A 14,684-nucleotide genomic window follows, 5' to 3' on the forward strand; every position below is an offset into this window, starting at 1 on the left:
TATAGATGAATACGTTTAATGGAGTTGACTATTTTAACATTGATTCTCTCTTATCAGAAGAAGAATTATTGATAAGAGATACAGTAAGGGATTTCGTAACTGAACAAGTAATTCCAATAATTGAAGAATACAACAGAGAGTCAAAATTTCCAGAACAACTCATTCCAAAAATGGCAGAAATGGGATTGTTTGGACCTACATTACCTTCAAAATACGGCTGTGCTGAACTGAACAATGTTGCCTATGGCTTGATTATGCAAGAACTTGAAAGGGGAGATAGTGGAATAAGAAGTTTTGCTTCAGTACAAAGTGCACTTGTAATGTATCCTATTTTTTCATTTGGCAGTGAAGAGCAAAAGGATAAATGGCTCCCATTATTAGCTAGTGCAAATAAAATAGGATGTTTTGGTTTAACTGAACCAGATTATGGTTCTAACCCAGGCGGGATGATTACCAAAGCAGATAAAACTGATGGCGGCTATCTACTCAATGGTGCAAAAATGTGGATAACCAATGGAACAATTGCTGATGTTGCTGTTGTATGGGCAAAATTAGATGGTGTTGTTAAAGGTTTTTTAGTAGAAAAAGGAATGAAAGGATTTACAGCTCCGGAAATGAAACGAAAACATTCACTTAGAGCTTCGATTACTTCAGAACTTATTTTTGATAATGTTTTTGTTCCGGATTCTAACTTGCTCCCTAAAACTGAAGGTCTAAAAAACGCATTAATGTGCCTTAATCAAGCGAGATATGGTATAGCCTGGGGTGTTGTTGGTTCTATGATGGCTTGTTACGATTCAGCATTAAATTATGCCAAATCAAGAATCCAATTCAGCAAACCTATAGCTTCATATCAAATTACACAAGCTAAGTTAGTTCAAATGGTTACAGAAATTACTAAAGCTCAATTATTGAATCTACAACTTGGAAGGCTAAAAGATAATGCGCAGTTAAAACACACACAGGTTTCTATGGCAAAAAGGAATAATTGTAAAATTGCTCTGGATATTGCACGTGAATCACGACAAATTCTGGGAGCAAATGGTATCTTAGATGAATATCCAGTTATGCGGCACGCTGCTAATTTAGAATCGGTGATAACTTATGAAGGAACACATGAAATGCACACTCTGATTATCGGAGAAGACATCACTGGTTTTTCTGCTTTCGATTAATTTAATATTTTATTAAAGGGATTATGTTAGATAAAAAACAATTGGACATGGGATTAACATTTGATGATGTTCTGCTTATTCCGGCCAAATCTTCTGTTCTTCCAAGGGAAGTTAATATAACAACATTTCTTACTCCTGATATTAAACTCAATATTCCTATTCTTTCTGCTGCGATGGATACAGTTACTGAGTCAGATATGGCAATTGCAATTGCACGGGAAGGTGGAATTGGAGTATTGCATAAAAACCTATCTATTGAAGAACAAGTAAATGAAGTAGATAAGGTCAAAAGATCTGAAAGTGGAATGATAATAAATCCTATTACACTTACACCAGATGAAACAATTGGTGATGCATTAGAAATTATGAAAAAATATAGGGTATCTGGTATTCCGGTTGTTGATCAGAATAATAAATTAGTTGGGATACTTACAAACCGCGATCTTCGTTTTGAACCTAATCGAAAATTAAAAGTATCTGATTTAATGACAAAAGAACATTTAATTACTGCACCGGTTGGAACTACACTTGAGAAAGCAGAGACTCTTCTGCAAAAATATAAAATAGAAAAGCTGCCCGTTGTTGATAAAGCAGGATCTTTAAAAGGTCTGATAACTTTTAAAGATATTATGAAAAAGAAGAAACATCCAAATGCTTGTAAAGATGAACATGGAAGATTAAGAGTAGGAGCTGCAGTAGGAATAACTTTTGATACTTTGGATAGAGTTAAATCACTTTCTGATGCTGGTGCTGATGTTATAGTTGTTGATACTGCACACGGTCATTCAGCAGGGGTTATTAAGACTATAAAGCAAATAAGGAAAAAATTTAGATATATCCAGTTAATCGCTGGTAACATAGGAACTTATGAAGCTGCAATTGATCTTGTAAATTGTAAAGTTGACGCAATAAAAGTCGGAATTGGGCCAGGCTCAATTTGCACAACTAGAGTTATTGCAGGAGTTGGGATTCCACAAATATCTGCAATTGGATACGTATATTCAGCAACAAAAAAATATGGAATACCAATAATAGCTGATGGCGGAATTAAACAAACTGGTGATGTTCCAAAAGCAATTGCTGCTGGAGCAGACTCTGTTATGATTGGTGGACTTTTCGCTGGTGTTGATGAGAGTCCTGGTGAAAAGATATTGTATGAAGGACGAAGTTTTAAACTATATCGAGGTATGGGTTCACTAAGTGCTATGAAAAAAGGTAGTAAAGATAGATATTTTCAGGATGCTGAAGATGATATTAAAAAACTTGTACCTGAAGGAATTGAAGGTCGAGTTCCTTACAAAGGACCATTAGAAGATACAGTTTATCAACTTGTTGGCGGGTTAAGAGCATCAATGGGTTATACTGGAAATAAAAACATAAAGGAATTAAAATCAAAAGGAAAGTTTATCAGGATTACTCTTGCAGGACTTAAAGAAAGTCATCCCCACGATGTTATTCTTACACAAGAAGCACCAAATTATCAAAGCAGTAAATAGGATTAAAAATGTTTAAAGTTTTGGTAGTTGCTTATTATTTTCCTCCAATGGGATTAAGCGGGGTTCAAAGAACTCTCAAGTTTGTGAAGTATATGAAAAACTATAACTGGGAACCAACCGTTATTACCAGTGGAAATGTTGCTTATTATGCTCATGATACATCTTTAATGAAGGAATTGGAAGAATCTGAAATAAAAGTGATCCGAGTTTCTGGAAGTAAAGAACCTAATTCCATTTTATCGAAGTTAGGAACAGTTAAACCACCAAGTGAATTTATCCGAAATATTCTTGATAAGATAAGTCAAACTGTTTTCATCCCTGATAATAAAAAATCCTGGTCCAGAATTGTATATAAAAAAATTGATGAAATATTATCAAAAGAAAAATATGATGCATTATTCATAACTTGTCCGCCTTTTTCAGCTTTTGATATAATATCAAAAATCAAAAAGGTACACGATATTCCTTTATTTGCAGATTATCGTGATCTGTGGTATAAAAGTTATTTTTCGTTTTATGCAACTCCATTTCACAAACTTCTGCATAAGAAAAAGGAATATCATGCACTTAAAGCTGCTGATAGAATTACAGTTACAAACAGAAAGATTAAAGAAAAACTGTTAAACACTTATCCTTTTTTGACTTTTGAAGATGTCGTGATAATATCGCACGGCTATGATCCGGAAGATTTTGAAAAAATTCCCGCCCAACCAAAACCTCAGAACAAATTGGTTTTAATGTATTCAGGAATATTTATGGTTTACAATACACCAAAATATTTTCTTAGGGCATTTAAACAAATAACGATTGAGCGCCCAGATATAGCTTCGAATATTGAGCTCCATTTTGTTGGATTTTTAAGGAAAGAGAATCAAAAACTGATAAGAAAACTTAAACTTCAGACTTTTATTAAAGATCACGGATATGTAAATCATACTGAGGCTATTGCAAAAATTAAATCAGCAGATGTATTGTGGTTTATGGTTGGAAGAAGAAAAAATATTGATGCAATTTTACCTGGAAAAGTTTATGAATATATTGGTGCCCGCAAACCAATCTTAGCTTGCGTTCCAGATGGTGCTGCTAAAATGGCTGTTGAAGAATCAGGAGCGGGATTTATCTGCAGTCCGGATAACATAAATGAAATAAAAGAAACAATCCTAAATGTTTATAACAGCTACAATGAAGGTACCTTACCAACTCCATCTGATGAGCTGGTTGAAAAATACAGACGAGATAATTTAACTGAACAGTTGACAAAACAATTTCAAATGAAATTAAGGGCTGATCTGTAAATGAATGTTTTAGTAATTGGATCAGGTGGAAGAGAACATGCAATTGCTTTAGCAATAAGTAAAAGTAAAAAATTAAAAAAATTGTTTTGCGCACCTGGAAATCCTGGAACAAAATCAGTTGCTGAAAACATATCTCTGAATATATCAAATCACAACGATGTAATTGAGTTTTGTAAATCGAAAGAAATCAATCTTGTTGTAGTAGGACCAGAGCAACCTTTGGTTGATGGTTTAGCTGATAGTCTGAGAGCAAATTCAGTTTTAGTTTTTGGGCCTTCATCAAATGCTGTCCGTATTGAATCAAGCAAATCTTTTGCTAAGGAAATAATGACTAATGCTAAAGTTGCTACGGCTGCTTATAAAGAATTTTATGCTGATCAGTTCGAAGAAACAATTAGTTATCTTAAAGAGAAAAAGTTTCCGATAGTCTTAAAAGCTGATGGATTGGCAGCAGGAAAAGGTGTTATTATCTGTGAAAATTTTTCTGAAGCTGAAATTGCAGTTAAAGATTTTTTTATAAATAAAATATTTGGCAGCTCAGGCGATAAAATTGTTATCGAGGAATTTTTAACCGGTGAAGAAGCATCAGTTTTTGCAATTACTGATGGCGAAGATTTTGTTTGTTTATCTGCAGCACAAGATCATAAAAGAATTGGTAATAATGATACCGGTAAAAATACTGGTGGTATGGGTGCTTATGCGCCTGCCCCTTTAATAACCGAACAACTACAACAGAAAATTGAGAAAGAAATTATTGCACCTACTTTAACTGAACTAAAGAGATCCGGTAATAAATTTATAGGATGTCTTTATGCTGGTTTAATAATTACTAAATCAGGACCCAAGGTAATTGAATTTAATTGCAGATTTGGAGATCCTGAAGCTCAGGTTGTTTTACCATTAATCGAGGGTGATTTTCTTGGACTGCTTTATTCTGCAGCGAAAGGGAAAGTTGAGAAAAATTTAATCAAATATTCAGGCGGATGCGCTGTTTGTATCGTTGCTGCTTCCGGTGGTTATCCGGATAAGTATGAAAAAGATTTTGTGATAACTGGACTTGATCTTGTTCAGGATAATATTATTATTTATCACGCCGGCACCGCTGAAAAGGATGGTAAGATTTTAACCAACGGCGGTAGAGTTTTGGGAGTCACTTCTGTAATTAATTCAAATGATTTATTAACTGCAAAGAAAATTGCTTATCAAGCAATTGAGAAAATAAACTTTAAGGGAATGTATTACCGTAAAGATATTTCTGACAAAGCGTTAAAGAATATCAAATAGTTCCGATCAACTAATTTTATATAACCAACAATACTTTTACTTGGATAACCTGAAGAATATTTTTGTTCAGTGTTAAGTGTAGGAAAATAATTGCCTAAGTTGAATCAATCTCATCCACATTTGCTGTGTACTTTAATAATGTTGAATTCCTTTTATCTTATACTTTAAAAACAGAATTACTGCTCTAAAAAGAAAAGCTTCCGAAAAAAATGGAAAAATAAATCTTAAGCAAACTTTATTAGAATCACTGCAAGAATTAGTTGTGGTAAGTATAAAAATTATTATTTTTTAATCAGGTTTAGGAATAATTTATTATCAAAATATCAGGAGTTAAAATGAAAAATAATTTTTCCCGCAGAAATTTTATTAAACTTTCTGCTCTTAGCAGTGCTTTTCTTGGCTTATCAGGATTTGCAACTCCTGTAAGTCGTGAAACTATTCTCGAAAAAATTAACAATTTATCCAAATCTCCTACTACAAAAGGTAAATCAGTAATTGGTTTAACTGTTGCTCCAATCAAACAGGTTAAAGTAGCATTTATTGGTTTGGGTAATAGAGGGATAGAACATTTAAAACTGGTGAATGCATTAGCACCGGATAAAGCAATTATTACTGCAATATGCGATGTTCAAAAAGTAAAAACTGATGCTGCTTTAGAAGAATTAAAGAAATCCGGGCACGGACAAAAACCAGCGGTCTATTCCGGAACACTTGATATATGGAAAGAGATGATAAAGCGTGATGATATAGATTTAGTTGTAATATCTACTCATTGGGAATATCATACTCCAATGTGCATTGAAGCTATGAGAAATAAAATACACGTTGCCGTTGAAGTTCCCGCAGCATATATACTTGATGATTTATGGGCTCTTGTTGATACTGCCGAAGAAATGCAGGTTAATTGTATGATGATGGAAAATGTTTGTTATGGTGATGAAGAACTTTGGCTGCTTAATATGGCTCAACAAGGAGTTTTAGGAACACTTACTTATGCTGAATGTGCGTATATACATAATTTGCGTGAGCTTATGTTCAGTAAGGACTACTATTATAATATGTGGCGTATTCGTCATCACGAAGAAAGAGATGGAAACTTTTATCCTACTCATGGTTTAGGACCTGTTGCGCAATATATGGATATAAACCGGGGTGATTCGTTTGTAAATATGGTTTCAATGAGTTCGCTTCAAGCATCTCTTGACGAATATTCAAAACAAATTGAAACTACAAATGAATTTTACAACAGAACAGGTTACAAACATGGAGATATGGTAAATACATTGATCAAAACTGCAAAGGGAAGAAATATTCTTGTTCAGCATGATGTTGTTACTCCAAGACCATATAACAGAATCAATGCATTAGCAGGAACAAAAGGCTATCATGAAGGATATCCAAGCAGATTATCACTTGTTAGCATTGATAAAGGACATAAATGGCTGAATGAAAAAGATTACAAACAATATTGGGATAAATATCAACATCCGATCTGGGCAAAACTGAAAAAGGGAATTGAAAAATATGGCGGACATGGTGGAATGGATTTCGTGATGATTTACAGAATAATTGATTGTCTGAATAATGGATGGTTTCTTGATCAGGATGTATATGATGGAGCAGCCTGGTCGGTTGTTGTTCCACTTTCTACACTATCAATTGAACTTGGTAGTGTTCCTGTTAAGTTTCCTGATTATACAAGAGGTAAATGGAGTGAATTCAGGGAATTAGGAATTCTGAAAAATTTCTAAAGTAAAAAAAATAAGTTTAATAATCTCCGTGAGGATTACATAATGTATTTTGACTGGATAACATGGTCAATTTGGCTGATTGGTGTCATTATAATGATCATCTGGATTGTTGTTCCAATACGTGAATTTAAGAAACTCCTTCAGCAAAAAAGAAACGAGTTAAAAAACAAAACAAACTCAATTAATCACTCTTAATGGAGAAATAATTTGATTACAGCAGATTATATAATTGTATTTGTTTTCCTTGCCGCAATGTTTTACATCGGCTCAATCTTTTACAAATGGGTTGGAAGTTCTGATGATTTTTATCTTGCCGGAAGACAACTCACTCCTTTTATTCTTGCCGCAGTTCTTGCAGCAACCAATGTTAATCTTTATAGTTTTGTGGGGCAAGCAGGTATCGCATATAAAGAGGGAATACCGATTATCTGGCAAACCTGGACCGGAAATATGGCTATGGTTATTTCAGGATTATTTGTTATTCCGATTTTCAGAAGATTAAGGATTAGAACCATTCCGGAATTTCTGGAAAAAAGATATAGTAAAGGAGTAAGAACCTTTGTCGCATTTATATGGATATTACGCCTTACTTTTTGGTTAGGTGTGGTTTTATACACAGCAGTAATTGCCGCACAAACAATATCCGGATTAACTTCATTTACTGCCTGGGTACTAATTTTTTCTGTTGTAGTTGTTATTTACACTATACTCGGCGGTATGTGGTCAGTTGCGTTTACGGATGTTATTCAGTTTGTGTTGATGCTTGCCGGAGCTTTGTTATTATTACCTTTAGCAATGAGTGCGGTTGGATGGTTTCCTGGATTGACAGCTAAATTACCCGAAGGAGCTTTAACATTAGTTAAAGAAACCGGTACATATAATTGGCGATTTGTTATTGCGATTTTTCTTTTAGGTATTGAGTGGGCTTGTGTAGATCAGGGTTTGCTGCAAAGAGCCTTCGGTGCTGAAAGCACAAGAAGTGTTGCCAAGGGCTTGGTATTGGCTGGTATTATAACAACTCCTTTTGCACTGTTGTGGAATCTGCCCGGGTTAGCTGCAAGAATTATTTATCCAGATCTGGCAAATGCAGATTCTGCTGTTCCAATTTTAATCGCGAATTTAATTCCCAATATAATTCTCGGATTCGTTGTGATTGGATTGTTGTCATCACAGCTTTCAACTATTTCCGGAAATCTAAATGGTGTAGCAACTATCTTTGCAAGCGATGTTTATGAAAATGTTATCAACAGAAAAGCAACCGATAAAGATGTTCTTCGTATAGCAAGAATTATTACTTTGATAACAGGTATTGGAATGATTCTTTTTGCATATCTTGTTCCAATACTTGGCGGAGCAGTTAATGCCTATCTTACAATAATAGCAATTATGGATATGCCGTTATTTGTAATTGCAGTTGTTTATGGTTTGCTGTGGAAACGGGTAAACTGGCAGGGGGCTGTTACTGGTTATATACTTGGGGCAATTTCGGGAATAATAGGTCAGTTCTTTTTTGATCTTGATTTTAATCTTACAACCTTTATTACTGCAGGTACTACATTAATCTTTACTCCAATTGTTAGTTTGTTTACAAAAGAAGTTTCAAACGAAAGAATTGATGCGATATGGAGGGCAAGAACTATCAGTGATGAGGAGATAGCAAGTAATAATGTATATAACATTATTCCCAAAACATTTAATGGAAAACTTAGTCTGATAGTTTTCTTTTCTGGTTTGATAATTTTTTTAATCGGTATATTTATGGGCAGCAGCGGTTCAAGTGCTGCTTCAATTGTTGCAGTAACTGGTATGGTTATTTACTTTATTGGCGGATTGTTCAGAGCTTACACTAATTAAGGTTTGATTTTGATAAATCATAAATTAAATAAATTAAAAATTTCAACTCCCGGAAGAGTCTGTCTGTTTGGTGAGCATCAGGATTATTTACATCTTCCTATCGTTGCCTGTGCAATATCGCTTCGGATATATGTTGAAGGGGTTCGCAGAAACGATATGCTTTTCAATATCCAGCTGCCCGATATTTCTAAAGAGGAATCTTTTTTTATAGATAAACCAATAGTGTATTCAAAAGAAAGAGATTACTTTAAAAGTTCATTAAAAGTACTGTTAAGAAAAGGATATACTTTTTCGAGTGGTTTTGATTGTGTTATAAATGGACAAATACCAATTAATGCCGGTACATCAAGCTCCTCTGCTTTGATAGTAACCTGGATCAATTTTCTAACTAGAATGAGCGATCAATCCGAAATATTATCTGATGAAAAACTTGCTCAATTTGCTTACGAAGCTGAAGTTCTTGAATTCTCTGAACCGGGCGGTATGATGGATCAGTATTCAACTTCCATCGGCGGAATTATTGCAATTGATTTTTTTCCCGAACTGAATGTCTCAAGATTAAATACTGAACTTAAATCGTTCGTGCTCGGAAATTCTCTTCAGCCGAAAGATACAAAGTATATTTTAAGTCATGTTAAAAATAAAATATTGGAAGTTGATAAAATTCTTAGGAGTATTGATCCGGATTTTAATTTGCAGAGTTTTAAAGAAGATGATTTGAATAACTATACAAAACATCTTAACCAATCACAATTTCAGATTCTTGAAGGAACAATAAAGAACAGGGAATTAACAGTAATTGCCAGAAAAGAATTAGCAAACAAAAATCCTGACCATAAAATTATTGGGCAATTGTTAACCGAACATCATATTGTTTTAAGAGATATTTTAAACATTTCTACTCCTAAGATTGAAATGATGATCAATGCAGCTATTAAGGCTGGTGCGTATGGTGCAAAAATAAACGGCTCAGGCGGCGGCGGATGTATGTTTGCATATTCTCCCGATTATCCTGAAAGAGTAAAATCAGCAATTGAAAATGCCGGAGGCGAAGCGTTTATCATATTACCTGATTCCGGTTCACGTGAAGAATTGCCGGAGGAAGCAAAATGAAAGACGGCAGGATGGTAATATTAGCTGGCGGAATTTCATCACGAATGAAAAAGCCCTCAGCTGATAATCTGAAGGTTGAAGATAAACTAATTAAAGATGCAGATGAAAAGGCTAAATCAATGATTGGTGTTGGTAAAGATTACAGACCATTTCTGGATTACCTTTTGTTCAATGCAAGAGAATCAGGTTACACTGATATAATGATTGTTATTGGTGAAAATGATAATTCAATAAAAGAATATTATGGTCCGAAAGATTATGATAATGCTTTTAACGGATTAAAAATTTCCTATGCAGTGCAGCCAATTCCTGATGGAAGAAACAAACCATTTGGAACAGCAGATGCGCTGATGTGGGGATTAAAATCAAAACCGAACTGGGCGGGTAAAAAGTTTACTGTCTGCAACAGCGATAATCTTTATTCTCAAAAAGCATTAAGGATTGTGCTGAATTCTGAATATCCGGGATTATTGATTGATTATGATCGTGAAGCTCTTGAATTTGAACATTCAAGAATAGAAAGGTTTGCGATAACAATTAAGAACAAAGAAGGTTTTTTAACAGACATAATTGAAAAACCAACTTCAGAAATTATTGATAGTGTGTTTAATCAAGATGGATATATTGGTGTAAGTATGAATATATTTTCATTGGACTACGATTTGATTTTACCAATACTTGAAACAATTGAACCAAATCCGGAACGTGATGAAAAAGAACTTCCTGAAGCGGTTAAAAAATTAGCAAATAAAATAACTAACTCTGTGTTCGTCTATCCCTTAGCTGAGCATGTGCCTGATCTTACAAGTAAATCTGATATCTTAAATGTTAAAAAGTATTTAGAAAAATATTATTATAATTTTTCTTTTTAGTAATGATATAATTATTTCCGAACTTTCCACTAAGGTACCCTTTTCTTAATTTCGTATAAAAATTATTCTTTAATAATGATACCCGTTCACATCCATACAAATCACTCATTGCTTCAAAGCACTGTTAGAATTGATGAGCTGATAAACAAATGTAAAGCAGAAAATATTCCTGCCGTTGCTGTTACTGATACAAATTCGATGGCAGGGTTAATACAATTTGCCAAAAAAGCGAAAGATGAAAATATCAAAACATTATTTGGCAGTTACATAAACGACCGGGTAAACAATGAGCTTTATGTTTTGTTAATTGCAAAAAATAATCAAGGTTATTCAGAGCTTTGTAAAATTATAACTCAAAGGAAATTAAATGATGATTTTGAACTCAAATCTATAATTCAGAAAAGACTGAAAAATTTAATCATAATTACTCCTTTTATCGAGCTATTGAAAGTGGCAGGGATAAATAATCTGGTTTATGCTGAATTGATTGTTACAAAAAAGAATAAAAAGAACAGCAGGGCATTATTTAGTTATGCAACAGAAAATAAAATACCTTTTGTTGCTTCAAATCCGGTTTATTTTTTGGTAAAAGAAGATTATGAAATTTACAAACTTGTTTCATCAATAAGAGAAAACAAAACATTAGATTCTATTTCAGAAAGTAATTTGGTAGATGAGGAATTTTATTTTAAGAATAAAAGTGAAATTCAAAAGATATTTCAAAAAATTCCCGAAGCAATTGAAAACACTTACAAAATTGCATCAGAGTGTAATGTGGATTTAAGTTTTGGTAAATATAAATATCCAATTTACAGTACTGATAAAAAAACAAGTTCTATAAATCTGCTTAAGGAAATTTCTTTCGAAGGCTTTTTGAAAAAATATAGTTCAGATAATTCAATTGCATATAAAAGACTTGAATATGAACTAAGTGTAATCTCAGAGCTTAATTTTGCAGACTATTTTTTAATTGTTCAAGATATTGTAAAAGAAGCAAAGAGAAGGGGAATGATGTTAATCGGAAGGGGATCTGCTGCAAACAGTATTGTATCTTATTGTCTGGATTTTACACAAATAGATCCAGTTAAATATAATCTATACTTTGAAAGATTTCTTAACAAAGCCAGAAGTAATCCGCCTGATATTGACCTTGATTTTTCATGGAAAGAGCGGGACGAAATTATAAAATACATTTTTGAAAAATGGGGTTATGAAAGAGTTGCAATGATATCAACAATTGTAACCTTTAAAGCCAGATCAGCATTTCGGGAAACTGCCAAAGCATTTGGAATTACTGAAAGAGAAATATCCGGATACAGTAAGAAAATTCCTTGGACAAGCGCAGTAAACCTGAATAATATTTCACAAAAATTTCCTGAATCAAAAAAATTAGGATTTGATAAAGAGCCATGGAAATCAATTGTAAGATTAGCATCAAGACTTGCGGATTTCCCGCGTCATTTAAGTATTCATCCAAGCGGATTGGTTATAACTCCAGGTAAAATAACAGAATATTGTGCTTTAGAATACGCAAAAAATAAAGGGCTGGGTTTAATTATAACTCAACCAGATATGTATTCAGTTGAAGACCTTGGTTTGATTAAGATTGATTTGTTAAGTCAGAGATCTTTGGGAGTTTTAAGAGACACGATGAATGTTTTAGAAAACAGAAGTGAAGAGACCTAATCTTTACCAGTTAGTTTCAAATAATCCGAACCGAAAAAGACTAATAACAAAGAACCTATTATCATCAATAAATTCTCGCCAAGTTTAAGAAGCCCGATTTGATTTCCTTTACCGAAGCATCCGCACTCAATATTTAATCCTCTGAACAAACTGATTATGATAGCTATCGTAAATACACTTAAGAAAAATAAAATTATTGATGAATTTTCCTTTACCAAGATGCCAAACAATAATAATAAACCTGCAGCTAATTCAATCCATGGAAGTGTTATTGCAAAAAGATTTACTATTGCAACAGGTAATAATCTATAATTTGAAATAGACATTGAAAATCCTTCAGGATCCGAAATTTTTTCAATACTTGCGTAAACAAAAATAAATCCAATTATAATTCTTATTATAAACAATAAATATTTATTTGATAATAATTTCACTGTTACCTTTCAACCGGAAGATTATTTTTTAGCCAGTCTTTCCAGCCTCCGTAAAAGACATAAACTTTTTTATAACCTTTCTGAAATAATTCATCACCCAGCAAAATACTTAAATCACAATCATCACCATCACAATAAGTAACAACAAACTCGTCCTTTGCAATTTGAGCCAAAACAGATTCATATTCTTCTGATCCATAAAAAGGAATATTTATTGCACCTTTAATATGTCCTTCAGCAAATTCTTCGACAGTTCTTGCATCAATAAACTTAACATTTTGATTAAATAACTTCTGTGCAAACTCAAGTTTAATTGCTTTTGGCTGATCAAAATTCCCGTTCATTTCATTATGAGTCAGTTCTTGGTTGCTTGATGAAAAATTATTCTCCTCAAGAAAAGTTTCTTTTTCTGAATTGTCTAAAGCAGAGCTGTCTTCCCAAATTAATACTCTCTCTTGACGTATTAGATTAAGTCCATTTGGATTAAAATGATTATAGACTAAAGAAATGAGGATTGAAACAAGAATGATCTTAAAAATTCTAAATAAACTAATTCTCATTTTGTAAAGATATTTTACTAACTGTATAATAATATTAGCCAAAAGTATCGAGATCATTAAAAAGCCTCCGCAGGGGAGGCATAGTACCGAAGGCCGGATTCAATTTTGGAAAATTTCCAATCCTCGCATTACGCTTGTAATTTCAATAAAATAAATAAGTTACCGAGCTTTTCTAATAAAATACTTTCCTAAAAATTCCCTACTTTTCTCGACACTTCAGCAAAAAGTTGACACGTATTTGCCACTTTTTCTATTTACAAAAGTACCGAAGTGGAGCCATTTAAACAAGATCATTTTTTCTTCTTATGCTCCAGAAATTCATCAAGGTCTTTTCTCCTGAACTTGCCACCTTTTAATGATTTCAGTTTACCCTGCGATGCATAATTCTGCAATGTTTTTTTTGAGCTTCTTGTGTAAACAGCAGCTTCATCAGACGTTAATATGTCCTTCTCTATTATTCCAGATTTTTTAGGGGCTAATGTGGATCCTTGACTACCTAACATAGCTCTTTTAACAAAATACTGTCTCCAAATTAAATCATTAGGTTCAGCTTTTATTTGTGAATAAACATCTTCAGTATCCTTTTCAATAGAGGCTTTTATTGTAATATTATTTCTTCCGGTAGGATTATAAAAGCTATAGATTAATGTATCTTCCTCTCCAATATAAATATCAGTGGCCACCTCTTCTGGATCAACAACTAATTGCTTGAGATTGTATCCAGGTCTTAGTTCCAGATAATATATTCCTCTAGGACCAACATCAGGTGCTAAACTTGTGAGACCGCTTGCATTAAACAGAGGAGTATAGGAAATGTCAGGTTTGTACCTACTTATCTGAGATTTGTCCTTTGGAACCAGCTGCTGCAGCATTCCAGCAGCGAAAGGGAATTCTATCTCAGTTTTGAGGTCATACGTATAAGTCTCATAGCCCCAATCCCAGTCACGTTCAAAGATAATTTTATTGAGTTTATAGGACATTTTGTAAAGCCTTTGAAAATTGCTTAAAAATCAATATTACACTATTACACTTATTTTGTTGATAATTTATAAATTATGAAAATTGTAAAAATTTGGACATAAATAGTCCAATTTTCAACAAAAAAAGAACTTTTCTATCCATTAATATGATTTAATGCCTAATATCTGAATATTATAATAAAAA

12 protein-coding genes are annotated in these 14,684 nt (G+C 33.2%); 9 read left to right on the forward strand and 3 right to left on the reverse strand.

The features are described 5' to 3' along the window. Positions 1-5 precede the first annotated feature (5 nt). From ROY99_09985 to ROY99_10025, 9 genes are all read left to right on the forward strand, one after another. On the forward strand, positions 6-1,175 hold the full coding sequence (locus ROY99_09985; GenBank protein MDT3696706.1) for an acyl-CoA dehydrogenase family protein: 1,170 nt from the start codon (positions 6-8) through the stop codon (positions 1,173-1,175). Between the two features lie 23 nt (positions 1,176-1,198). Then, a complete protein-coding gene (gene guaB / locus ROY99_09990; protein MDT3696707.1) occupies positions 1,199-2,671 on the forward strand; it encodes an IMP dehydrogenase in 1,473 nt (490 codons plus the stop codon). A gap of 8 nt (positions 2,672-2,679) precedes the next feature. Next, positions 2,680-3,966, forward strand: a complete 1,287-nt coding sequence (locus ROY99_09995) for a glycosyltransferase family 4 protein (GenBank protein MDT3696708.1) — start codon at positions 2,680-2,682, stop codon at positions 3,964-3,966. Then, positions 3,967-5,250, forward strand: a complete 1,284-nt coding sequence (purD, locus tag ROY99_10000; protein MDT3696709.1) for a phosphoribosylamine--glycine ligase — start codon at positions 3,967-3,969, stop codon at positions 5,248-5,250. It abuts the gene before it with no gap. A gap of 335 nt (positions 5,251-5,585) precedes the next feature. Beyond that, positions 5,586-7,001, forward strand: a complete 1,416-nt coding sequence (locus tag ROY99_10005) for a Gfo/Idh/MocA family oxidoreductase (GenBank protein ID MDT3696710.1) — start codon at positions 5,586-5,588, stop codon at positions 6,999-7,001. Positions 7,002-7,208: 207 nt separating this feature from the next. Further along, entirely contained in the window at positions 7,209-8,855 is a 1,647-nt protein-coding gene (locus tag ROY99_10010; GenBank protein MDT3696711.1) for a sodium:solute symporter family protein, read from the forward strand. 9 nt (positions 8,856-8,864) lie between these two features. Continuing rightward, positions 8,865-9,968 carry a galactokinase family protein gene (locus ROY99_10015; protein MDT3696712.1) on the forward strand — a complete coding sequence of 368 codons (1,104 nt, stop codon included), beginning with the start codon at positions 8,865-8,867 and terminating at the stop codon, positions 9,966-9,968. Next, positions 9,965-10,840 carry a sugar phosphate nucleotidyltransferase gene (locus ROY99_10020; GenBank protein MDT3696713.1) on the forward strand — a complete coding sequence of 292 codons (876 nt, stop codon included), beginning with the start codon at positions 9,965-9,967 and terminating at the stop codon, positions 10,838-10,840. The genes ROY99_10015 and ROY99_10020 overlap by 4 nt, the downstream gene beginning before the upstream one ends. A gap of 75 nt (positions 10,841-10,915) precedes the next feature. Beyond that, positions 10,916-12,526: a PHP domain-containing protein gene (locus ROY99_10025; GenBank protein MDT3696714.1), complete on the forward strand. Its 1,611-nt coding sequence runs from the start codon at positions 10,916-10,918 to the stop codon at positions 12,524-12,526. Here the strand turns inward: ROY99_10025 and ROY99_10030 are convergent. The 3 genes from ROY99_10030 to ROY99_10040 all read right to left on the reverse strand — a co-directional run bounded on the left by ROY99_10030 (position 12,523) and on the right by ROY99_10040 (position 14,500). Beyond that, the gene (locus ROY99_10030; GenBank protein ID MDT3696715.1) at positions 12,523-12,960 is read right to left on the reverse strand and encodes a MauE/DoxX family redox-associated membrane protein; all 438 of its coding nucleotides are present in this window, start codon (positions 12,958-12,960) and stop codon (positions 12,523-12,525) included. The genes ROY99_10025 and ROY99_10030 overlap by 4 nt on opposite strands. Positions 12,961-12,962: 2 nt before the next feature. Further along, positions 12,963-13,577, reverse strand: a complete 615-nt coding sequence (locus ROY99_10035) for a rhodanese-like domain-containing protein (GenBank protein MDT3696716.1) — start codon at positions 13,575-13,577, stop codon at positions 12,963-12,965. 233 nt (positions 13,578-13,810) lie between these two features. Further along, a complete protein-coding gene (locus tag ROY99_10040) occupies positions 13,811-14,500 on the reverse strand; it encodes a helix-turn-helix domain-containing protein (GenBank protein ID MDT3696717.1) in 690 nt (229 codons plus the stop codon). Positions 14,501-14,684: the final 184 nt, after the last annotated feature.

Source organism: Ignavibacterium sp., from assembly GCA_032027145.1.
Classification (GTDB): domain Bacteria; phylum Bacteroidota; class Ignavibacteria; order Ignavibacteriales; family Ignavibacteriaceae; genus IGN3.